18 protein-coding genes and 1 other RNA gene are annotated in these 20,514 nt (G+C 66.4%); 16 read left to right on the top strand and 3 right to left on the bottom strand.

From position 1 onward, the window contains the following. Window positions 1-31 precede the first annotated feature (31 nt). The 3 genes from ACNR9O_RS17100 to ACNR9O_RS17090 all read right to left on the bottom strand — a co-directional run bounded on the left by ACNR9O_RS17100 (window position 32) and on the right by ACNR9O_RS17090 (window position 3,251). Window positions 32-478: a TcpQ domain-containing protein gene (locus ACNR9O_RS17100; protein ID WP_473700809.1), complete on the bottom strand. Its 447-nt coding sequence runs from the start codon at window positions 476-478 to the stop codon at window positions 32-34. Window positions 479-1,080: 602 nt separating this feature from the next. Next, complete coding sequence (locus tag ACNR9O_RS17095) at window positions 1,081-1,437, bottom strand: YraN family protein (protein WP_473686641.1); 357 nt, start codon at window positions 1,435-1,437, stop codon at window positions 1,081-1,083. Then, on the bottom strand, window positions 1,437-3,251 hold the full coding sequence (locus ACNR9O_RS17090) for a penicillin-binding protein activator (protein ID WP_473686643.1): 1,815 nt from the start codon (window positions 3,249-3,251) through the stop codon (window positions 1,437-1,439). Before ACNR9O_RS17090 ends, ACNR9O_RS17095 begins: the two co-directional genes overlap by 1 nt. Before the next feature lie 88 nt (window positions 3,252-3,339). Here ACNR9O_RS17090 and rsmI point away from each other — a divergent pair, with 88 nt between their 5' ends. The 16 genes from rsmI (at window position 3,340) to ftsZ (ending at window position 20,475) form a co-directional block, all read left to right on the top strand. Then, the gene (gene rsmI / locus ACNR9O_RS17085; protein WP_473686645.1) at window positions 3,340-4,173 is read left to right on the top strand and encodes a 16S rRNA (cytidine(1402)-2'-O)-methyltransferase; all 834 of its coding nucleotides are present in this window, start codon (window positions 3,340-3,342) and stop codon (window positions 4,171-4,173) included. A gap of 48 nt (window positions 4,174-4,221) precedes the next feature. Beyond that, an RNA gene (gene rnpB, locus ACNR9O_RS17080) (RNase P RNA component class A) lies at window positions 4,222-4,588 on the top strand. Window positions 4,589-4,921: 333 nt separating this feature from the next. Then, entirely contained in the window at window positions 4,922-5,368 is a 447-nt protein-coding gene (gene mraZ / locus ACNR9O_RS17075) for a division/cell wall cluster transcriptional repressor MraZ (RefSeq protein ID WP_473686647.1), read from the top strand. 69 nt (window positions 5,369-5,437) lie between these two features. Then, a complete protein-coding gene (gene rsmH, locus ACNR9O_RS17070) occupies window positions 5,438-6,364 on the top strand; it encodes a 16S rRNA (cytosine(1402)-N(4))-methyltransferase RsmH (RefSeq protein ID WP_473686649.1) in 927 nt (308 codons plus the stop codon). After that, window positions 6,361-6,633 (top strand): cell division protein FtsL, encoded by a 273-nt coding sequence (gene ftsL / locus ACNR9O_RS17065; protein WP_473686651.1) that lies wholly within the window; start codon window positions 6,361-6,363, stop codon window positions 6,631-6,633. Before rsmH ends, ftsL begins: the two co-directional genes overlap by 4 nt. Beyond that, a complete protein-coding gene (locus ACNR9O_RS17060; RefSeq protein WP_473686653.1) occupies window positions 6,630-8,447 on the top strand; it encodes a peptidoglycan D,D-transpeptidase FtsI family protein in 1,818 nt (605 codons plus the stop codon). Before ftsL ends, ACNR9O_RS17060 begins: the two co-directional genes overlap by 4 nt. Then, entirely contained in the window at window positions 8,444-9,916 is a 1,473-nt protein-coding gene (locus tag ACNR9O_RS17055; RefSeq protein ID WP_473686655.1) for a UDP-N-acetylmuramoyl-L-alanyl-D-glutamate--2,6-diaminopimelate ligase, read from the top strand. Before ACNR9O_RS17060 ends, ACNR9O_RS17055 begins: the two co-directional genes overlap by 4 nt. Further along, window positions 9,913-11,280 (top strand): UDP-N-acetylmuramoyl-tripeptide--D-alanyl-D-alanine ligase, encoded by a 1,368-nt coding sequence (locus ACNR9O_RS17050; RefSeq protein WP_473686657.1) that lies wholly within the window; start codon window positions 9,913-9,915, stop codon window positions 11,278-11,280. The genes ACNR9O_RS17055 and ACNR9O_RS17050 overlap by 4 nt, the downstream gene beginning before the upstream one ends. Then, window positions 11,270-12,475, top strand: a complete 1,206-nt coding sequence (mraY, locus tag ACNR9O_RS17045; protein WP_473686659.1) for a phospho-N-acetylmuramoyl-pentapeptide-transferase — start codon at window positions 11,270-11,272, stop codon at window positions 12,473-12,475. Before ACNR9O_RS17050 ends, mraY begins: the two co-directional genes overlap by 11 nt. Beyond that, window positions 12,475-13,722 carry a putative lipid II flippase FtsW gene (gene ftsW, locus ACNR9O_RS17040; RefSeq protein WP_473686661.1) on the top strand — a complete coding sequence of 416 codons (1,248 nt, stop codon included), beginning with the start codon at window positions 12,475-12,477 and terminating at the stop codon, window positions 13,720-13,722. Before mraY ends, ftsW begins: the two co-directional genes overlap by 1 nt. After that, window positions 13,719-14,795: an undecaprenyldiphospho-muramoylpentapeptide beta-N-acetylglucosaminyltransferase gene (murG, locus tag ACNR9O_RS17035; RefSeq protein ID WP_473686663.1), complete on the top strand. Its 1,077-nt coding sequence runs from the start codon at window positions 13,719-13,721 to the stop codon at window positions 14,793-14,795. The genes ftsW and murG overlap by 4 nt, the downstream gene beginning before the upstream one ends. Further along, complete coding sequence (gene murC, locus ACNR9O_RS17030; protein ID WP_473686665.1) at window positions 14,792-16,231, top strand: UDP-N-acetylmuramate--L-alanine ligase; 1,440 nt, start codon at window positions 14,792-14,794, stop codon at window positions 16,229-16,231. The genes murG and murC overlap by 4 nt, the downstream gene beginning before the upstream one ends. Beyond that, window positions 16,228-17,178: a D-alanine--D-alanine ligase gene (locus ACNR9O_RS17025; RefSeq protein ID WP_473686667.1), complete on the top strand. Its 951-nt coding sequence runs from the start codon at window positions 16,228-16,230 to the stop codon at window positions 17,176-17,178. The genes murC and ACNR9O_RS17025 overlap by 4 nt, the downstream gene beginning before the upstream one ends. Continuing rightward, the gene (locus ACNR9O_RS17020; protein ID WP_473686669.1) at window positions 17,175-17,918 is read left to right on the top strand and encodes a cell division protein FtsQ/DivIB; all 744 of its coding nucleotides are present in this window, start codon (window positions 17,175-17,177) and stop codon (window positions 17,916-17,918) included. Before ACNR9O_RS17025 ends, ACNR9O_RS17020 begins: the two co-directional genes overlap by 4 nt. Beyond that, the gene (ftsA, locus tag ACNR9O_RS17015) at window positions 17,915-19,147 is read left to right on the top strand and encodes a cell division protein FtsA (RefSeq protein ID WP_473686671.1); all 1,233 of its coding nucleotides are present in this window, start codon (window positions 17,915-17,917) and stop codon (window positions 19,145-19,147) included. Before ACNR9O_RS17020 ends, ftsA begins: the two co-directional genes overlap by 4 nt. Window positions 19,148-19,296: 149 nt before the next feature. Further along, complete coding sequence (gene ftsZ / locus ACNR9O_RS17010) at window positions 19,297-20,475, top strand: cell division protein FtsZ (RefSeq protein ID WP_473686673.1); 1,179 nt, start codon at window positions 19,297-19,299, stop codon at window positions 20,473-20,475. Window positions 20,476-20,514 lie beyond the last annotated feature (39 nt).

Raw genomic sequence — 20,514 nt, 5'->3', positions numbered from 1 at the left:
CTGCACGGCTCGGTTCCCCTGTGATGTCCGGTTACTTCGCGCTGGCGGGCGCGGCAGGACTCGCGCTTGTCGTGGACGACTGCGCAGCGGAGTCAGCGGGCGCCTGGCCGACCGCCTGTACCACGATGCGGCGGTTGTCTGCTGATACGGAGACGCCCTGGGTGCCATAGATCGAACTCAGCTCGGAGGCGGCCGACTGCAGGTCAGTCGTGTGAATCTGGCTGACGGGCTTGTACAGCGTGTAATCGGCCGGCAGGTCATAGGAGAGCTGCATACCGGAGTCCTTAGCCCAGCGCGTCAGCATGGTCTTGAGCGTGCCGTCCATGGGCGAGGCGTAATACGTATAGGTCTTGGCCAGCGGAATTTCTGTTGGCGCATCCTGGAAACGATTGGCTGGCTTCCAGCGCCCCCCGAAATCCTTTGCCGCCGGCGTGCCACACCCCGCCAACGCCAGCATGGCGATCATCGAAGTGCCCATCAGGGCCCGTTTGAAGAAATCCTTTTTCACGTCGTACCCACAAGTTGTATGGAAAACAGCCGATATCGTGCGGGGGCCTATCCAGCGCGCGGATCGCGGGCTTACGGATGACGGACACGCCGATTCCACCGGCACGGGCCGGTGGCGTGGAGGTCAGAGCAGAAGCGTTGGGGCGCGGCTTGGCGCAGGCGCCCGAAGGGGCCTGGAGCGAAGGAGGGCGGAGTGACCGCCGGGATGCCCCTGTTGCGCCGCAGCGATGGCGGGCGGTATGGAGGCCCGCGAGATGATATGCATCGATTCCATTCAGACTCCCTGTCTAGTCTGGCTTCTTGCGACCCGTCCCTAAACCTTGCTTTGCGGGCGTTTTGAAGTGCCGCTGAGTGACGTGCACTCGTACTTCTCAGTAAACCGCACTTGAAATACGGGGAGCCAGACCCCGTGCGGCAGATTGTGACGCAGTGCGCCTAAATTGCCAACATTCTGTGTGGGTACAACCTTTGCTTCGCGTTTGAAACAACGACGCAAATCTGCCATACGACAGTTTTTTAGACGTCTAAATTGCAAGGGGCGCAATATGTTGCGCTGCGAGATTCAGGCTGGTCCTAATCGGCTTCGAAGGCGTTGCGCCACCAGGACATACGTGCACGGTCGGCCGGCCCGTCATAACAGACCACGTCGAATCGGCAGGGGCGATGGCTGTGCTGCGGATGCCCGGCCAGCCACATCTGTGCGGCACTGATCAGCTTCGCCTGCTTGGAAGCGGTGACGGACGCGGCTGCGTCGCCATGACTGGCGCGCAGGCGATGGCGTACTTCGACGAACACGACGGTGTCACCTTGGCGCATCACCAGGTCCAACTCGCCATGCCGGGTGGTGAAGTTGCGCGCCAGCAGGACGAGCCCTGCTTGTTGCAGGGCCTCGCAGGCGCGCTGTTCGAAAACTGCTCCGGCCGCGCGCATCAGCTCTGGGTGGGCGGCTCGGCAGGAGCGGGTGGCGTCTGGGCCGGTGCGCTGTCCATTTGCAAGCTGCCATTGAGTGGCCGTGCCAGGCCATCCTGGAATCTGGCCCAGACCAATACGCGGCGAACGCGGCCGAACTGGTCGGCCGTCAGCTGGCCACTGGCGCCCGGCAGATAGCTGCCGGCGTGCTCGCGCAGCCAATCGACATAGGGTGCGAGATTCCATGCATCCATGCCGAAGGCAAACAGGCGCGCGGACGTGCCGCGCGCTGCGGGCAATTGACCCGCGATCTCGCCATGATCCGGCAGGCCCGGCTGGGCGTCGAACAGCCAGGGCGCATCGCAGAACTCCACGCCGTCCAGGTCATGGTTCGCGCCGGCATCGTCCACTCCGGCATAGACATGCGAGGTGGCGAACACCGGCAGATTGACCCGTGCCAATTTGAGCTGTGGCAGCAGAAGGCGTGCCTGCTGGGGGCGCATGCTGATGAACACGCCTGCGTCCTCGCCGGCGTCGGCGGCATGGAGTCCGCCGATCAGGGAGGCGTAGTTGACGCTATTGCCATTGAGCGTGGCCATCGCGGCGACCTTGCCGCCGCGCGCCTCCAGTTCCGCCTTGAAGGCGTTGGCGGCACGCTGGCCATAGTCCTCGCCGGTGACGATGACGTAGGCGGTATGCAGGCCGCGCTCGACCAGATGATCGGCGGCCTGTGCGCCTTCCGTCTCGGGCAGCAGGCCGAATTCGGCGACGCCGTTCGCGGGCAGGCTCTTGTCGTCGGGATGATTGAGCGCGAGCAACTGCACCGGCAGCTGGGCCTGGCCGAACAGAGCGGAGACCTCGCCGCGCGTGAGTGGGCCGATCACCAGCTTGGCCCCATCGCTGACCGCTTGCTGATAGGCCTTGACCGCGCCGGAGGGTGTGCCGCCGCTGTCGTAAACCTTCACCGGCGGCCGCGGCGCATGATTGCGTGCGGCATCGGCATAAGCGGCGAAGAAGCCTTCGCGGATGGCCGTGCCCGCCGCGGCGAAATTGCCGCTTGCCGGCAACAGCAGCGCGATGCGCTCGGGCATCTTGTAGCCCTCGCGCACGTTGGCGTCCTGCCCGGGAATCATGGTGCCGACCTGCTGCTCCAGCGTGGGCTGCGGACGCGCGACCGCTACGCCGAGCTGGCTGAGCGCTTCGTTCACCCAGGGCAGCATGCGATCGCCCTGCTGCATGGCGGCGGCGCGCTGCTTCAGGGGTTCGACCCCGAGCTTGGTCAGTTGGGACAGAAGCTGCTTGCGGTTCTGCGTCTGATCCAGACCACTGAGCTTGTCGTCCATCTCGCCGCGGCTGCGTGCCGCGCCCCAGGTATCGCCGGTGGCGTCCATCGCCTTGGCGCGCAGCTCCAGCAGGCGCAGTTGCAGATTCGCAGGCACGGCGACGCCCGGCTGCGTGACGAGATGCAGCGCGCGCGGCGCGTCGTTTTGCTTGAGGGCAAGCTCGGCCTGCAGCAGGTCCAGGCGCACCGGTTCGTCGTCGGTCAGGCGTTGGCGCTTGATGGTTGGGAGGAACGGGGCGGCCTGATCCAGTCGTCCTTCCTGCCGGAAGGCCTCTGCCGCCAGCAGACGGTAATGATCGGCGTTGCCGCTCGAACTCTGGGCGAGCGTGAGATAGGCATGGGCGGCTTGATCGAAGCGGCCGTCGCGCGCCATGGCGGCGGCGTCCTGTTCGGCGGAGATTTCGGCGGGCGTTCGGGTCGCGCTCGGCGGAACACAGCCGCTGAGCGCCAGCGAGATCATCAGGCCGAGGCCTGTGGCGCGAATCAGGCGCATGGGGACGTCCTTGGATCTGTCGACACGGTAAGCAGTTGGGCGATCATAGCCGATCGTATCGTCGCCCTGTTCCCGAGGAATGCCGTCAATGTCTCATGTTCAGCCCGGCTGCCTGTGGGTGGTCGCCACACCGATCGGTCACCGCGACGACATTTCCGCCCGAGCCATCGAGATTCTGCGCGCGGTCGCCGTGATTGCTTGCGAAGACACGCGGCACAGCCGCCCGCTGCTGATGCATTACAACGTCGCTACGCCGCTCACCGCGTTGCACGAACACAACGAGCGCGAAGCGGTGGATGCGCTCGTGCGACGCCTGGAGCAGGGGGAATCGGTAGCGCTCATCTCGGATGCGGGAACGCCCCTTATCAGCGATCCGGGCTTCCGTCTCGTGCGTGCCGCGCGTGCCGCGGGCATCCGTTGTGCGCCGGTGCCGGGGGCGTGCGCTGCCATTGCTGCCCTGTCGGTATCCGGCATGCCCAGCGACCGTTTCGTGTTCGAGGGTTTCCTCCCGCCAAAGGCGGCGGCGCGGCGGGCACGCCTGCAGGCCCTGGCGGGGGATGAGCGCACGCTTATCTTTTATGAGTCCTCGCATCGCGTAGCCGAGAGCCTGGCCGATATGCGCGATGTGTTCGGCGAGGCGCGCGAAGCGGTATTGGCTCGCGAACTCACCAAGCTGTTCGAGACCGTTCTGGGCGAGCCGCTCGGCGGCCTGGCTGCGCGGGTGGCCGCAGATCCGGACCAGCAGCGCGGCGAATGCGTGATCCTGGTCCATGGCCGCGATGAGCAGACGGACGATCGGGTCGCGGAGGGGCGGCGCATCTTCGCCATCCTGCGTGAGGAGCTGCCTCCCACGAAAGCCGCCAAGCTCGCCGCCAGCATTACCAGAGCGCCGCGCCGCGCTCTCTATGAGGGCGGCGACTGAGGCTGCTCTGCTGCCGTTTGCCGTTGCTATCCGGCTACAATAGACGGCGGAGTCGGCCGGACAGTCGCGATGCGCACGAGCGCTTCGAGGAAAGTCCGGGCTCCACAGGGCAGGGTGCCAGGTAACGCCTGGGCGGCGCGAGCCGACGGAAAGTGCAACAGAGAGCAAACCGCCGAACGGCATCTTCGGATGCGCGTGGTAAGGGTGAAACGGTGCGGTAAGAGCGCACCGCGCGCGGGGCCAACGCCGCGTGGCACGGCAAACCCCACCCGGAGCAAGACCAAATAGGGGAACGATAACGCGGCCCGCGTTGTTCCCGGGTAGGTTGCTGGAGCCTGGCGGCGACGCCAGGCCGAGAGGAATGACTGTCACGCCGCAAGGCGTACAGAACCCGGCTTACAGGCCGACTCCACCTTTTCTCCCTTTCCGTGCCTTCCGTTCCGGCGGCTCCCCTGCTGCCGGAACGGTGGGAATGGCGGGAATTCATCGAAAGGATTCGTCGCATGAACAGTGGTTCATGCGGGCACCCTCCTGTGCGGGCGAAAAGACTGCGAAGGGGTTCGCAACTTTTTCAAAAAATCCCGGCCATTCAAATACCTCGGGGTATTTCCTGAGAAAAGGCTGGAATTACTGCCACACCTCCGCCTTTCTCATTGATTCACAAGCAAAAATCCCTTGACAGTCTCAGGGGGCGAGACTATCGTGGGTTCCCGTGTGAAATCGTGGGAATTCGTGGAGTCTTCCGGTCGTGTTCCAGGGCGAAACCGCCATCACTGTCGACGACAAAGGCCGCCTGGCCATCCCGACTGCGTATCGGGAGCAGGTGGCGGGTGAGTGCGGCAATCGTCTGGTGATCACCTACAACCCCTTCGAGCCGGGCTGCCTGTGGCTGTTCCCGTACGCCGAATGGGAGCAGGTGCGCGACCAAGTCAACGCGTTGCCCAAGGTCAAGGCGGCCCATCGCGACATGCAGATGAAGCTGGTGGGCGCCGCGGCGATCGTCGAGCCGGATTCCGCTGCGCGCGTCCTGCTGCCGGCAAGCCAGCGCGCGGCGGCGGGTATCGAGAAGAAGGCGGTGCTGCTGGGCATGGGCAACAAGTTCGAGCTTTGGAGCGAACAAGCCCACTTGGCAAAGATCCGCCAGACCATCGGCGAAGACGACATCACTGACGAAATGGCCGATTTGCGCCTGTAAACGGCTTTGCCGGCAGCGCGGAGAAGCAGAGAAGAAGAGCGGTAAACGGGACGGGAGCGGGAGTGCGGCATGGCCGAGCAGCAATTGCGGCACATCCCGGTGATGCTGGGTGAAGCAGTGGAGGGTCTCGCCGTGCGGGCTGGCGGGCGTTATCTCGATGGCACCTTCGGACGCGGCGGCCACGCGCGCGCCGTGCTGTCGCGCCTGGGTCCGGATGGCCATCTCCTGCTGATGGACCGCGATCCGACCGCCATCGCCACCGCTCAGGCCGAATTCGCCGGCGACCCGCGCGTCGCTATCCGCCATGCCAATTTCTCCACGTTGGGCGAGTGGGACGAGACCGCCGCCGGTCTCGACGGCGTACTGCTGGATCTGGGGGTCTCCTCGCCGCAGCTGGACGAAGCCGCGCGCGGCTTCAGCTTCATGGCCGATGCCCCACTGGACATGCGCATGGATCCCACCCAGGGCGAAAGCGCGGCGGACTTCCTCGCTCGCGCCGACGAGCGCGAGATCGCCGACGTGCTGTGGACTTACGGCGAGGAGCGCTTCAGCCGCAAGATCGCCCGTGCCATCGTCGAGCGCCGCGCCGAGCAGCCGCTCACCCGCACTGGCGAGCTGGCCGCGTTGATCGAGCGTGTGATCGGTCGCCGCGAGCCGGGCAAGCATCCGGCCACGCGCAGCTTCCAGGCGCTGCGCATCCAGGTGAATGGTGAGCTGGACTCCCTCAAGCACGGTCTCGAATCGGCGCTGGAGCGCCTGAACGTGGGAGGCCGGCTGTCGATCATCAGTTTCCATTCGCTGGAAGACCGCGTGGTGAAGCTATTCATCCGCGATCACTCCGGCCGCGTGCAAGGCAGTCGGCGCGGTCCGCCGGTGGCTGCTGCGCCGGCGCGGCTGGCGGCAGTGGGTAAAGCCCAGTTCCCGTCCGAGGCCGAGCTGGACGCCAACCCGCGCGCCCGTTCCGCGGTGCTGCGCGTGGCGGAGAAACTCGCATGAAGATCCTCGGCGCGATCTTCCTCCTGCTCCTGCTCGGCGGCGTGCTGGTCAGCGCCGTGGGTGTGGTATGGACGCGCCATGAGAGTCGCGTGCTGTTCGTCGAGCTCAGTCGCCTGCAGAACCAGCGCGACGAGCTGAATATCGAATACGGCAAGCTGGAGTTGGAGCAGGCCACCTGGGCCGAGCCGCGCCGCGTGGACAGCGAGGCGCGCCAGAAGCTCGGCATGGTCAATCCCAAGCCGCAAGACATCCAGCTGGTGCGCCGATGAACATGCGTCCCCGCTTTCCGACGCAGCCCACCGCCCGCCGCCGAAATCACGGTCCCAGCCCCCGCCGCCGCATGGTGGCCGTGGTGGCGGTGCTTTCGCTGGCATCGCTGGGCCTGGTGGCGCGTGCGTTCGACCTGCAGGTGGTGCGCAAGGAGTTCTATCAGAGCCAGGGCGATGCGCGCTTCCTGCGCGAAGTGCCGATCGCGGTGTCGCGCGGCACGATCTTCGATCGCAACGGCGAGCCGCTGGCGGTGTCCACGCCGGTGATGTCGATCTGGGCCAATCCCTCCGAAGTGCTGGAGAGCGAAGACCGCATCCCGCAGCTGGCCAGGGCGATCGGCATGGATGCGGGCGAACTCAAGCAGTATCTGATGCAGCGCTCCGAGCGCGAATTCGTGTACCTGCGCCGCCAGATGCGTCCGGATGCGGCGCAGACCGTGCTCGATCTGGGCATCCCCGGCGTCAACGGACAGCGCGAGTACCGTCGTTATTACCCGTCGGGCGAGGTCACCTCGCACATTCTCGGCTTCACCAACATCGACGACCACGGCCAGGAAGGACTGGAGCTGGCCTTCGATGACTGGCTGGCCGGCAAGCCCGGCGCCAAGCGCGTGATCCGCGATCGCATGGGCCATGTCGTGGAAGACGTGGAACAGGTGCGCGCGCCGCAGCCGGGCCGCAACCTCACGCTGAGCATCGACCGCCGTATCCAGTTCCTCGCCTATAACGAGTTGAAGAACACGCTGGAGCAGTCGCAGGCCGATTCGGGCTCGATGGTGATCATCGACATCCCGACGGGCGAGGTGCTGGCGATGGTCAACTTGCCCACCTATAACCCTAACGCCCTGCGCAGCAGCACGCCGTCCCAGCGGCGCAACCGTTCGATGACCGACGTGGTGGAGCCTGGCTCGACCATCAAGCCCGTCGTCATGGCCGCGGCCCTGTCCAGCGGCAAATACACGCCGAACGGCCCGCTGGTCGACACAGGCAACGGCCATTTCTATTACATGACCCATGACATTCGCGACACGCATGCCTATGGCCCGCTGTCGCCTACCGGCGTGATCCAGAAGTCCAGCAATATCGGTGCCGCCAAGATCGCGATGACGCTGGATACCGGCCTGCTCTACGACACCTATCGTGCGTTCGGCTTCGGCAGCAGCACCAACAGCGGCTTTCCAGGCGAAGCGTCAGGCTACCTCAAGGTTGGCCGCGACTGGCGCCCACTGGAAAAGGCGATCATGGCCTACGGCTACGGCTTGAACGTCACCGCGCTGCAACTGGCCAATGCCTACGCGACCATCGGCGACGCCGGCTTGATGCATGAGCCCTCGTTCGTAAAGGGAGCGGCTGGCGAGACCAGGCAAATCATTGCGCCGGAGATCGCCAGCCAGCTGGTGAAAATGCTCGAGTCCACCACTCAGCCGGGCGGTACCGCCGCGCCGTATGCGTGGATCGCCAACTACGCCGTGGCGGGCAAGACCGGTACGGCGCACAAAGCCCAGGCCGGCGGCTACGCCAAGAACAACTACAGCGCGGCCTTCGCCGGCATCGTGCCAGCCACCAATCCGCGCCTGGCGGCGGTGGTGGTGATCGATGATCCGAAGAAGGGCAGCTACTACGGTGGCCTGGTCTCCGCGCCGGTATTTGCCAAGGTGATGGACGGCGCTCTGCGCCTGCTGGATGTTCCGCCGGACAACATCGGCCGCTGGTACGTCGGCGGTCCCGTGCAAGGCAACAATGGATTGGTCGGAAGCAAGCCACCAGATGCGCCGGTGGTGGAGGATGCGCCAGTCGAGGGAGCGACACCATGAGCCAGCGCCTGCAGCAACTGCTGGAAGGAATCGCCGACGCCGCTGATGCCGGCGATATCGTCGTTTCTGGGCTGTCGCTCGATTCGCGCCGGGTGCGCGAGGGCGATGCCTTCTTCGCGCTGCGCGGCACCCGTGGCCATGGCATCGAGTTCGCCGCGGGCGCGGTCGAGCGTGGTGCGCGCGTGGTGCTCGCCGAAGCGCCGGCGGGCCCGGTGCCGACGCTTGGCGTGCCAGTGGTATGGGTCGATCGGCTGCATGCCCTGGTCGGCGAGGTCGCATCGCGCTTCTACGGGCGTCCGTCGGAAGCGCTGCACGTGGTGGGTGTCACCGGGACCAATGGCAAGACGTCGACGGTGCAGCTGATCGCTCAGGCGCTGCATCATCTGGGCCACCGTTCGGCCACGATCGGCACCCTTGGCGCCGGCCTGCACGGCCACGTAGAGGAAGGCGAGCGCACTACGCCGGACGCCATCCATGTGCAGGAGCTGCTGGCCTCGTTCCGTTCGCGGGGCGCTACGCACGTCGCCATGGAAGTGTCCTCGCATGCGCTGGAGCAGGGTCGCGTGAGCGCAGTGGCGTTCGGCACGGCGGTGTTCACCAATCTCACCCGCGACCATCTCGACTATCACGGCAGCATGGAGGCCTACGGCGCGGCCAAGGCCAAGCTGTTCGCGTGGCCCACGCTGACGCATGCGGTCATCAATGTGGACGATGCTTTCGGGCGCGAGCTGCTGGCTCGCACCCCCGATCGCGTACGCAAGCTGCGCGTGAGCGCCGCCGGTGACCTGGCCTCGGATATCCGCGCGGCGAACATTGTTACCTCTGCGGAGGGGTTGCGCTTCGACCTCCATACGCCCTGGGGTTCGCGTCCGCTGCAAACGCATCTGATCGGCCGTTTCAATGTCGACAACCTGCTGGCGGTCGTAGCCTGCCTGGGAGCACTGGGCGAGTCCTTCGACCGCATCGTCGATGCGGTCTGTGCGCTGCATCCGGTGAACGGACGCATGAGCCGGCTCGGTGGCCATCATGGCCAGCCGCTGGTCGTAGTGGACTATGCGCATACGCCCGACGCGCTCGAGCAATCCCTGCATGCGGTGCGCGCACACTGCGAAGGCCGGCTGATCTGCGTATTCGGCTGCGGCGGTGAACGCGATGCGGGCAAGCGGCCGTTGATGGGCGCGATCGCCGAACGCCTGGCCGATGTGGCGATCATCACCGACGACAATCCGCGCGGCGAAGATGGCGATGCCATCGTCGCGCAGATCGTTGCCGGCTTGTCGCGGCCGGCCGACGCCCTTGTGCAGCGCGATCGCGCCGAGGCTATCGCGCAGGCGCTGCGCATGGCTCGAACCGGCGATGTGGTGCTGATCGCCGGCAAGGGTCATGAGACCTATCAGGAGGGCGCGCACGGCAAGCGTCCGTTCGACGATCTGGCCGTGGCCCGGGCCGCGCTGGAGGTGCGCGCATGATGCGCTTGTCCGCTATCGCGCTGTGGACCCGCGGTCGCCTGCACGGTGCCGATGTCGATGTGACCGGCGTGGCCATCGATACGCGCAAGTTGCGCGAGGGCGATCTGTTCGTCGCGATCAAAGGCGAGCGCGTCGATGGTCACGACTTTCTCGCCCAGGCCGCTGCTAGCGGCGCGGTGGCGGCGCTGGTCGAACGCAAGGTGGATGCGCCTATCGCCCAAGTGGTGGTGAACGATACGCAGTTGGCCCTCGGCGATCTGGCAAGTGCAGTGCGCGCGCAAAGCAATGTGCGCGTCGTCGGCATCACCGGCTCCAATGGCAAGACCACCGTGAAGACGCTGGCGGCATCGATTCTGTCGCGCCACGGCCGCACGCACGTCAATGCGGGCAACTACAACAACGAGCTGGGCCTGCCGCTGACCCTGCTGGCGATGCCGCAGGATGCCGAGTACGCCGTGCTGGAAATGGGTGCGGGTAAGCCGGGCGACATCGCCTACCTGGCCGCGATCGCGCGACCGGACATCGGTCTGGTCAACACCATTGCCCCGGCTCACCTGGAGCGGATGGGCAGCGTGGAAGGCGTCGCCGAGACGAAGGGCGCGCTGTATCAGGCGCTGCCGGCGGACGGCGTGGCGATCATCAACGCGGACGACAGCTTCGCCAGCTTCTTCGCCGGCCTTGCAGCCGGCCGGCGCCAGCTGCGCTTCGCGCTGGATCACAAGGCGGACGTGGGCGCCGACATCGTCGAGCAGCGTGTGGATGGATCCCGCTTCGTACTGAGCACGCCAGTCGGTGACGCGGAAGTGGACCTGCCCCTGGCTGGTCGCCACAACATCGCCAATGCGCTCGCGGCTGCCTCCATCGCGCTGGCGCTGGACGTTCCGCTCGACACCATCGTCGCAGGCCTGGAGCAAGTGCCTGGTGTTGCCGGACGGCTGAAGCTGGAGCGGATGCCCGGTGGCTGGACGTTGATCGACGACAGCTACAACGCCAATCCCGGCTCGGTCAGTGCGGCCATCGACACGCTGGCGCTGGCCGCCGGCGAGCGCTGGCTGGTGCTGGGCGACATGGCCGAACTGGGTCCGAATGCCAAGGCGCTGCACGCCGGCATCGGCGAGCGGGCGAAGCAGGCAGGTATCGATCGCTTGTTCGCCGTGGGGCCGCTGAGCGCCGCCACGGTCGCGGCGTTCGGCGCGAACGGCGAGCACCACCCGGACAAGGCCGCGCTGGCCGCGTCTCTCAAGCATCACCTACACGGTGGCGTCACCTGCCTGGTCAAGGGCTCGCGTTCGGCGGGCATGGAACAGGTGGTCGCCGCGCTACGCAACGATAAGCCGGAGGAGGGCGCATCCGATGCTGCTTGAACTCGCAGACTGGATGGCTCGCCACTTCACGGCGCTGCATCTGTTCCAGTACATCACTTTCCGCACCATCATGGCGGCGCTCACCGCGCTGGCCATGTCGCTGTTGTTCGGTCCCGCGCTGATCCGCAAGCTCGCCGACCTCAAGGCAGGGCAGGTGGTGCGCAAGGACGGCCCGCAGACCCATCTGTCCAAGGCCGGCACGCCGACCATGGGCGGCGTGATGATCCTGCTGGCGGTGACGATCGCCACGCTGCTGTGGGCGGATCTGCACAACCGCTACGTTTGGGTGGTGCTGGTCGTGCTGCTGAGCTTCGGCGTGATCGGTTTTTATGACGACTACAAGAAGCTGGTGCTGAAGGACAGTCGCGGTCTTGCTTCGCGCTGGAAGTATTTCTGGCAGTCGGTGTTCGGCCTGATCGCAGCGCTGTTCCTCTACTTCACCGCTCCCACCGCGCCGCCGCCGTGCGCCAAGCCGATCGCGGCCGTGGTCCAGCGTGTCGAAACCACCGCATCCCCGCTGGCCAGTCATGTGACGACGGAGCCGCTCGCCGCCGCGCCGGTCTGTGCGAAGGAAGTGGCCGAGACCGCGCTGTTCGTGCCGCTGTTCAAGCAGGTCGCGTTGCCGCTGGGGCTGTTCTTCGTGGTGCTCACCTACTTCATGATCGTGGGCTTCTCCAACGCGGTGAACCTCACCGACGGCCTGGACGGGCTGGCGATCATGCCCACCGTGCTCGTATCGGGAGCGCTCGGCGTGTTCGCCTACCTGGCGGGCAACCGGGTGTTCTCGGAGTACCTGGGCATTCCTTCCATTCCCGGCGCGGGCGAGCTGGCGATCTTCTGCGGCGCGCTGTCCGGCGCGGGGCTGGGTTTCCTGTGGTTCAACACCTATCCCGCCCAGGTGTTCATGGGCGACGTCGGTGCGCTGGCGATCGGCGCGGCGCTGGCGGCGATCGCCGTGATCGTGCGCCAGGAAATCGTGCTGCTGATCATGGGCGGCGTGTTCGTGATGGAGACCGTGTCGGTGATGCTGCAGGTGGCGAGCTTCAAGCTCACCGGCAAGCGCATCTTCCGCATGGCGCCCATCCACCATCACTTCGAACTGAAGGGATGGCCTGAGCCGCGCGTGATCGTGCGCTTCTGGATCATCAGCGTCGTGCTGGTGCTGATCGGCCTCGCCACGTTGAAGGTGCGCTGATGCTGTTCGATACCACCCAGGCGAAACGGCGACAGGGACCGCGGGGCAGCTTCGATCTGCCGCTGCTGGTCGCACTCGTCGGTCTGGCCTGCGTGGGGCTGGTGATGATCACCTCCAGTTCGATCGCCGTCGCGGACAGCCAGCATCTGGGTGCGTTCTATTTCCTCAAGAAGCACCTGCTGTTCCTTGGGCTGGGCCTGGTGTTGGCCGGCGTGGCGATGCGCACCGAACTGAAGGTGCTGGAGAAGAACGCCTTCCTGCTGATGATGCTGGCCTTCATCCTGCTGCTGGCGGTCTTTCTGCCGTTCTTCGGCATGCGCCTCAACGGCGCACGGCGCTGGCTCAATCTGATTGTCACGAGCTTCCAGCCGGTGGAGGCGGTGAAGCTGATCCTGGTGGTGTACATCGCCAGTTACCTCGTGCGGCACCGCGAGAGCGTGGAGACGCGCTTCCTCGGCCTGCTGAAGCCGATCCTGGTGGCGGGCATCATCGTGCTGCTGCTGTTGGCGCAGCCGGACTTCGGCTCGGCGACGCTGGTCATCGCGGTGACCATCGCGATGGTGTGGCTCGGTGGCGCGCGGCCGATCTTCCTGTTCGGTATGGGCCTGCCGCTGATGCCGCTGCTGGCGATCGCGGCGACCAGCGAAAGCTACCGCATGAAGCGCCTGACCTCGTTCATGGATCCGTGGAAGGACCCATTCAACGACGGCTTCCAGTTGACCCAGTCGCTGATGGCGATCGGCCGCGGCGAGTGGACTGGCGTCGGTCTCGGTTCCAGCGTGCTGAAGCTTTCTTACCTGCCGGAAGCGCATACGGACTTCATCTTCGCGGTGATTTCCGAGGAGCTGGGGCTGGCCGGCATCCTGGTCGTGATGAGCCTGTTCGCGCTGGCGGTGGGACGCGGGCTGTATCTGGGCCTGAAGGGCGTGGAGCTTGGGCAGCGCTTCGCCGGCTACGTCGCCTTCGGCATTTCGCTGATGATCGGCCTGCAGACGATGGTGTCGATCGGCGTGAATCTCGGTGCGTTGCCGACCAAGGGCCTGACCCTGCCGCTGATCAGCTACGGCGGTTCGTCCATGGTGCTGACCTGCGCGATGGCCGGCGTGCTGTTGCGCGCGACCTATGAAATCAATCGCGCGATCGACGCGCGCCAGATGGCGACGCGCATGCCGGCGATGGCGGTCACGGACGCCAATACGGCGGTGGCCACGGCAGGTGCGCGCGAGCGCGAGGCGGTGAGCGCATGAGCGCGATGCAGGCTCCCGTCCTGATCATGGCCGGTGGCACCGGCGGACACATCTTCCCCGGCCTGGCCGTGGCCGAAACGCTGCGCATGCAGGGCGTGCCGGTGGTGTGGCTGGGGGCGTTCGGTGGCATGGAGACCAAGGTGGTGCCGGCACATGGCGTGCCACTGAAGACCATCCCGGTCGGCGGCCTGCGCGGCAAGGGCATCAAGACGCGCCTGCTGGCGCCGCTGATGCTGGCGCGCGCGCTGTTCGCCGCACTGCGCGTGCTCGTCCAGGTCAAGCCGCGCAGCGTGCTGTCGATGGGCGGTTACGTGGCGGGACCTGGCGGCATCGCTGCGTGGTTGCTGCGCAAGCCGCTACTGGTGCACGAGCAGAACCGCGTGGCGGGTTTCACCAACCGCAAGCTGGCGGCGCACGCGCGTCGCGTGATGGCCGGTTTCAGCGATGTGCTGCCGGATGCCGAATGGGTGGGTAATCCCGTGCGCGAGGCCATCGCCGCCTTGCCTGCGCCGAGCGCGCGCATGGCCAACCGCGCGGGTCGTCGGCGCCTCCTGGTGCTGGGCGGCAGTCTCGGCGCGCGCGCGCTCAATCTCGCCTTGCCTCAGGCACTGGCGCAGCTCCCGCTCGAGCGCCGTCCAGACATCCTGCATCAATGCGGCAGTCGCGGCTTGGACGAAGCGCGCGAGGCCTATGCCAAGGCCAATGTGGAGGCGCAGATCGTGCCCTTCATCGAAGACATGGCCGGTGCCTATGCCTGGGCCGACATGGCGGTATGCCGTGCCGGCGCCCTGACCGTGGCCGAACTCACCGCGGCCGGGCTCGGCGCGGTGCTCGTGCCTTTTCCCCATGCGGTGGATGACCACCAGACCCGCAACGCCGAGGCTATGGTGGCCGCGGGTGCGGCCGAAGTCGTACAGGAACGTGATTTGGACCTACAGCAATTCTCGCAGCGCCTGGACGCGCTGTTGAACGATCGCGCGAAGATCCTCGCCATGGCGGAGGCCGCGCGCACCCTGGCCAAGCCCGACGCAGCCGCGACGATCGCCCGCGCCTGCATGGAGGTGAGCGCATGACGCCGCGCCGCCTGCTGGCCCATGAAGACCTGATGACCACTTTCCGCCGCGTGCATTTCATCGGCATCGGCGGTGTGGGCATGAGTGGCATCGCCGAAGTGCTGCACAACCTCGGCTACGCGGTATCCGGCTCGGACCGCGCCAGCTCGCCGACGTCGCAACGTCTGGCGCAGCTGGGCATCGTGGTGCATATCGGTCATGCCGCTGAACATGTCGGCGATGCGGACGTCGTGGTGACCTCCAGTGCGATCCGCCAGGACAACCCGGAGCTGGTCGCAGCTCGTGCGGCGCGCATTCCAGTGGTGCCGCGCGCGGAGATGCTTGGCGAGCTGATGCGTTTCCGTCGCGGCATCGCCATCGCCGGCACGCATGGCAAGACTACGACGACCAGCCTCACGGCCAGTGTGCTTGCCGAAGCCAACTACGATCCGACTTTCGTGATCGGCGGCCAGCTCAACGCCGCGGGCGCGAACGCGCGTCTGGGCACCGGCCAGTACATCGTGGCCGAAGCGGACGAGTCGGACGGCTCCTTCCTGATGTTGTCGCCGGTGGTGGCCGCGATCACCAACATCGATGCCGATCACCTGGAGAACTACCAGGGCGATTTCGCGCTGGTGAAGAAGGCTTTCGCCGACTTCCTGCATCGGCTGCCGTTCTACGGATTGGCCGTGCTGTGCGTGGACGATCCGGAAGTGGCTGCGCTGGCCAGGAGCACCACGCGCCGCGTGATGACTTACGGCATCGACGCCAAGGACGCGGACGTGCGCGCGAGCAATCTGTCGCAGCACGGCTTCGAAATGCACTTCGATCTGTGGCTGCCAGGCCGCAACGATGCACTGCACGTCAAGCTCAATCTGCCGGGCCGCCACAACGTGCTCAACGCGCTGGCCGCGGCGAGCATCGGCTGGCAGCTGGGCGTGGAAGCCGAATCCATTGCGCGTGCGCTGCAGCAGTTCGAGGGCGTCGGCCGGCGCTTCCATCGACGCGGCGAGATTGCGCTCGATCATGGCGCGGCGCTGCTGGTTGACGACTACGGCCATCATCCGCGTGAGCTTGCCGCCGTCTTTGCCGCGGCGCGCGGCGGCTGGCCTGAGCGCCGACTGGTGGTGGCCTTCCAGCCGCACCGCTACAGCCGCACGCGCGATCTGCTGGACGACTTCGCCAATGTGCTGGCCGAGGCCGACGTACTGGTGTTGACCGAGGTGTATCCGGCAGGCGAGGCGCCCATCGCCGGCGCGGACGGTCACGCGCTGGCGCGGGCCGTGCGTGCGCGAGGCAAGGTCGATCCGGTGCTGGTCAAACACCCGCGCGAGCTTAAGGAAACCCTGCCGGCGCTGCTGCGCGATGGCGATCTGTTGCTGCTGCTGGGTGCCGGCGATATCGGCGCGGCGGCGGTGGAGCTGGCTCTGGCCGGCAACCTGAGGACGAACAAGTGACGAAGAAGATCACGGATCCCGCACAGTTTGGTCGCGTCGCCGTGGTGATGGGCGGCAGCTCGGCCGAGCGCGAGGTGTCGCTCAACTCAGGTCGCGGCGTGCTGGCCGCGCTGCAGGCGCGGGGCGTAGACGCCGAAGCCATCGACGGCATCCCGGCGCTGCTGGACGCCGTGCGCGCAGGTCACTTCGCGCGCGTGTTCAACATCCTGCACGGTGGCGGTGGCGAGAACGGTGAACTGCAGGGCGCGCTGCAGTCGCTGCGCATTCCATTCACCGGCTCGGGCGTACTCGGTTCGGCGCTATCGCTGGACAAGATTCGCGCCAAGCTGGTGTGGCAGGCGCTGGGCCTGCCCACGCCGCGTTTCAAGGCGCTGTCGCCCGGTGCCGACGTGCACGCTGCCGCACGCGAGATCGGCTTCCCGCTGGTGATCAAGCCGGCCTGGGAAGGCTCCAGCGTCGGCGTCACCCGGGTATTCGACGAGAAGGACCTGGACGCGGCGGTCGAGCTGGCAAGGCGCTATCCCGGCGACCTGCTGATGGAGACGCTGATCGAAGGCGACGTCCGCGAAGGCGGCGAGTTCACGGTGGGCATCCTGGGCCGCGAGGTGCTGCCCACGATCAAGATCGTGCCCAAGGGCGAGTACTACGACTACAACGCCAAGTACATCGCCGAGGACACGCAGTACATCTGCCCGGGCCTGAGCGGCGATGCCGAGCGCGAGATGCAGGCGCTGGCGTTGCAGGCCTTCGACGCGCTGGCTTGCGGTGGCTGGGGTCGCGTAGACGTCATGCGCGACAAGCAGGGGCGCAACTGGCTGCTGGAGGTCAACACGGCTCCTGGCATGACCTCGCATTCGCTCGTGCCCAAGGCCGCGAAAGTGGTCGGCATCGACTACGAGACGCTGTGCTGGCGCGTGCTCGAAACGAGCTTCCGGGAGGGCGCGTGAGGGGAGCCATCCGCCTCGTTGCCTGGTGTCTGGCCATCGCGCTCGTGGCGCTGCCGATCGTCGGCGTGCTGCGCGGATGGTTCGCGGCCAATCGTTGGCCGGTGACCCAGCTGACGGTGCAGGCCGAGTTCAAGCACGTGAACGCGGACGACATCCGCGCCGCCGTGCTGCCGCGACTGGGCAAAGGCTTCTTCGCACTGGACCTGGACAGCGTACAGAAGGCTGTCGCCGCGCTGCCGTGGGTGGAGTCGGTCGAAGCGCGCAAGCGCTGGCCGGACACCTTGATCCTGCGCATTTACGAGCGCCAGCCCTTCGCGCGCTGGAACGACAAGCAGCTCATCAGTCGCCAGGGTCTGGTCTTCGACGCGCCGGGTGCCGAAGGCCTGGACGGCCTGCCCAGCTTGCATGGACCGGATGCACGCCTTGCCGAAGTGGTGAGCTTCTATGCCGAAACACAGAAGGCGTTCGGCAGCGCGCATCTGAAAATCGCGGGCGTTTCGCTGTCCGATCGCGGCAGTTGGAGCCTCATCACGTCCAGCGGCGCGCAGATCGTGATCGGCGATCGCGATCAGGCGGGCCGTCGCCTGCGCCGTTTCCTCGATGTCTACCCCCAGATCATGGCGAACCGCCCGGAAGGCTTCGCCTATGCCGATCTTCGCTACACCAACGGATTCGCCGTGCGATGGCCGCAAGCGCAAGCACCGGCCGCCGTCACTACCAAAGGCACGCCCCGCACATGAAAACCCGTAACGACAAGCAACTCGTCGTCGGCCTCGACATCGGCACCTCCAAGGTGGTCGCCATCGTGGGCGAGTACGAGCCGGGCGAGCCGATCGAAGTGATCGGCATCGGTACCCACGTGTCGCGCGGCCTCAAGCGCGGCTCGGTGGTGGACATCGAATCGACCGTGCACTCGATCCAGCGTGCGGTCGAAGAAGCCGAGCTGATGGCCGGCTGCGATATTCGCTCGGTCTATGCCTCGATCTCCGGCAGCCATCTCGAAACCAAGAACTCGCACGGTACGGCGGCGATCCGCGATCGCGAGGTGACACCGGGCGACCTGGACCAGGTGCTGGAGGCCGCCAGCGCGGTGGCGATTCCCGCCGACCGCAAGGTTCTCTACAAGGAATCGCAGGAGTACCGCATCGACGGGCAGGACGGCATCCGTTCGCCGGTGGGCATGAGCGGTGTGCGCCTCGAGGCGAGCGTGCATCTTGTGACCGGCGCTGCGGCGGCGGTACAGAACATCAGCAAGTGCATCCAGCGCTGCGGCCTGACCGTGGACGAACTGGTGCCGTCGTCCGTGGCCAGCGCCAAGTCGGTGCTGACCGACGACGAGCGCGAGCTGGGCGTGTGCCTGGTCGACATCGGCGCGGGTACCACCGATATTGCCATCTATACGCAGGGCTCGATTCGCTACACCAAGTCGCTGCCAGTAGGCGGCGACCAGGTGACCAACGACATCGCCTATGGCGTGCATACGCCGACGGCGCATGCGGAGGAGATCAAGATCAAGTACGCCTGCGCGCTTGCTCAGCTGGCGCATGCGGAAGAAACCATCCAGGTCCCTAGCGTGGGCGATCGCCCGCCGCGCCGCCTCGCGCGCCAGTCGCTCGCGCAAAGCGTGCAGGCGCGCTACGAGGAAATCTTCGAGATGGTGCAGGACGAGCTGCGTCGCTCCGGCTACGAGAGCCTGGTGGCGGCAGGCGTGGTGCTGACCGGCGGCGCCTCCCGCATGGAGGGCGCGCTGGAGCTGGCCGAAGAGATCTTCCACAAGATGGTGCGCATCGGCGTGCCGCAGCACGTCACCGGCCTGGGCGAAGTCGTCTCCAATCCGATGCATTCCACCGGCGTAGGCCTGCTGCTGCACGGCGCGCGTGCCGGCGGCATGCGCGGGGGCGGCTCCGGCGGCGGCAGTGTCGGCGGGTTGGTGGAGCGCCTGCGCGGTTGGCTGGCAAAGAACTTCTGAACGGACGGGCCGCGTGGCCCGGGCGTTCGGCGGCATGGAGGCGCAGGAGGCGCCGCCACGGGTGACGGGATGTCGCCCACCACCCCAGGGGCTGCAGGAGCGGCACCCCGGGGCTACAACGACAACGAAAGCTCTACGGAGGACGGGAAATGTTTGAACTGGTCGAAAAACTCGCACCGAACGCAGTCATCAAAGTCATCGGCGTCGGCGGTGGCGGCGGCAACGCCGTGGCTCACATGCTGAATGCCAGCGTCGACGGCGTGGAATTCGTCGTCGCCAACACGGACGCGCAGGCCATGAAGAGTTGTGGCTCGCGCACGCACCTGCAGCTGGGCGCCAACGTCACCAAGGGCCTGGGCGCGGGCGCCAATCCGGAAGTCGGCCGTCAGGCCGCGCTGGAAGATCGCGAGCGCATCGAAGAAATGCTCGAAGGCGCGGACATGGTGTTCATTACCGCCGGCATGGGCGGCGGCACCGGTACCGGAGCGGCGCCGGTGGTGGCGCAGCTGGCCAAGGAAAAGGGCATCCTGACGGTGGCCGTGGTCACCAAGCCGTTCCCCTTCGAGGGCCGTCGCCGCATGCAGGTCGCCATGAAGGGCATCGAAGACCTGTCCCAGCACGTGGACTCGCTGATCACCGTGCCGAACGAGAAGCTGCTTTCGGTACTGGGTCGCGAAGTCACCCTGCTGAATGCGTTCAAGGCCGCCAATGACGTGCTGCTGGGTGCGGTGCAGGGTATCGCCGATCTGATCACGGCCCCGGGCCTGATCAACGTCGACTTCGCCGACGTGCGCACCGTGATGTCCGAGATGGGCATGGCGATGATGGGCTCGGGCACCGCACGCGGCGACGACCGTGCGCAGGCCGCCGCCGAGGCCGCCATCAACAACCCGCTGCTGGAAGACGTCAACCTCAACGGCGCCTGCGGCATCCTGGTGAACGTCACCGCCGGTCCGAACCTGACCATGCGCGAATTCGACGAGATCGGCCGGGTGATCCACGACTTCGCCAGCGAAGACGCCACCGTGGTGATCGGCACCTCGCTCGATCCGGAAATGCAGGACGACGTGCGCGTTACGGTGGTGGCCACGGGCCTCAACCGCGCCGCCGCCGCCCGCCAGCCGCAGCGTCAGGCAGCGCCTCAGCAGGTCGAAATGCGCCAGCGTCCGCGTCCGGTGGTGCTGCGCACGGGCACCGGCAACGAGGTGGTGGATTACGCCCAGCCGGAAGGTACCTCGATCCGTGGCGAAGCCGCGCCGGCCAAGAGCGCCGACCCGAGCTTCGATTACCTCGACATCCCGGCCTTCCTTCGCCGCCAGGCCGATTGAGAAAAAAATGTTCAAAAAGGAGTGAACAAACGTCAGATT

It is taken from the genome of Dyella sp. CR10 (assembly GCF_055814425.1).
The sequence above is the reverse complement of the archived record's forward strand: the minus strand, read 5'-3'. Positions and strand labels throughout refer to the sequence as shown.

Bases quoted from the DNA above. Each gene is read 5' to 3' on its own strand.
- rsmH (WP_473686649.1), top strand. From the start codon at position 5,438: ATGGCCGAGCAGCAATTGCGGCACATCCCGGTGATGCTGGGTGAAGCA.
- ACNR9O_RS17100 (WP_473700809.1), bottom strand. From the start codon at position 478: ATGGGCACTTCGATGATCGCCATGCTGGCGTTGGCGGGGTGTGGCACG.
- ftsZ (WP_473686673.1), top strand. From the start codon at position 19,297: ATGTTTGAACTGGTCGAAAAACTCGCACCGAACGCAGTCATCAAAGTC.
- mraY (WP_473686659.1), top strand. From the start codon at position 11,270: ATGCTGCTTGAACTCGCAGACTGGATGGCTCGCCACTTCACGGCGCTG.
- ACNR9O_RS17060 (WP_473686653.1), top strand. From the start codon at position 6,630: ATGAACATGCGTCCCCGCTTTCCGACGCAGCCCACCGCCCGCCGCCGA.
- murG (WP_473686663.1), top strand. From the start codon at position 13,719: ATGAGCGCGATGCAGGCTCCCGTCCTGATCATGGCCGGTGGCACCGGC.
- ftsA (WP_473686671.1), top strand. From the start codon at position 17,915: ATGAAAACCCGTAACGACAAGCAACTCGTCGTCGGCCTCGACATCGGC.
- ftsW (WP_473686661.1), top strand. From the start codon at position 12,475: ATGCTGTTCGATACCACCCAGGCGAAACGGCGACAGGGACCGCGGGGC.
- ACNR9O_RS17050 (WP_473686657.1), top strand. From the start codon at position 9,913: ATGATGCGCTTGTCCGCTATCGCGCTGTGGACCCGCGGTCGCCTGCAC.
- ACNR9O_RS17090 (WP_473686643.1), bottom strand. From the start codon at position 3,251: ATGCGCCTGATTCGCGCCACAGGCCTCGGCCTGATGATCTCGCTGGCG.
- murC (WP_473686665.1), top strand. From the start codon at position 14,792: ATGACGCCGCGCCGCCTGCTGGCCCATGAAGACCTGATGACCACTTTC.
- ftsL (WP_473686651.1), top strand. From the start codon at position 6,361: ATGAAGATCCTCGGCGCGATCTTCCTCCTGCTCCTGCTCGGCGGCGTG.
- ACNR9O_RS17055 (WP_473686655.1), top strand. From the start codon at position 8,444: ATGAGCCAGCGCCTGCAGCAACTGCTGGAAGGAATCGCCGACGCCGCT.
- ACNR9O_RS17095 (WP_473686641.1), bottom strand. From the start codon at position 1,437: ATGCGCGCGGCCGGAGCAGTTTTCGAACAGCGCGCCTGCGAGGCCCTG.
- rsmI (WP_473686645.1), top strand. From the start codon at position 3,340: ATGTCTCATGTTCAGCCCGGCTGCCTGTGGGTGGTCGCCACACCGATC.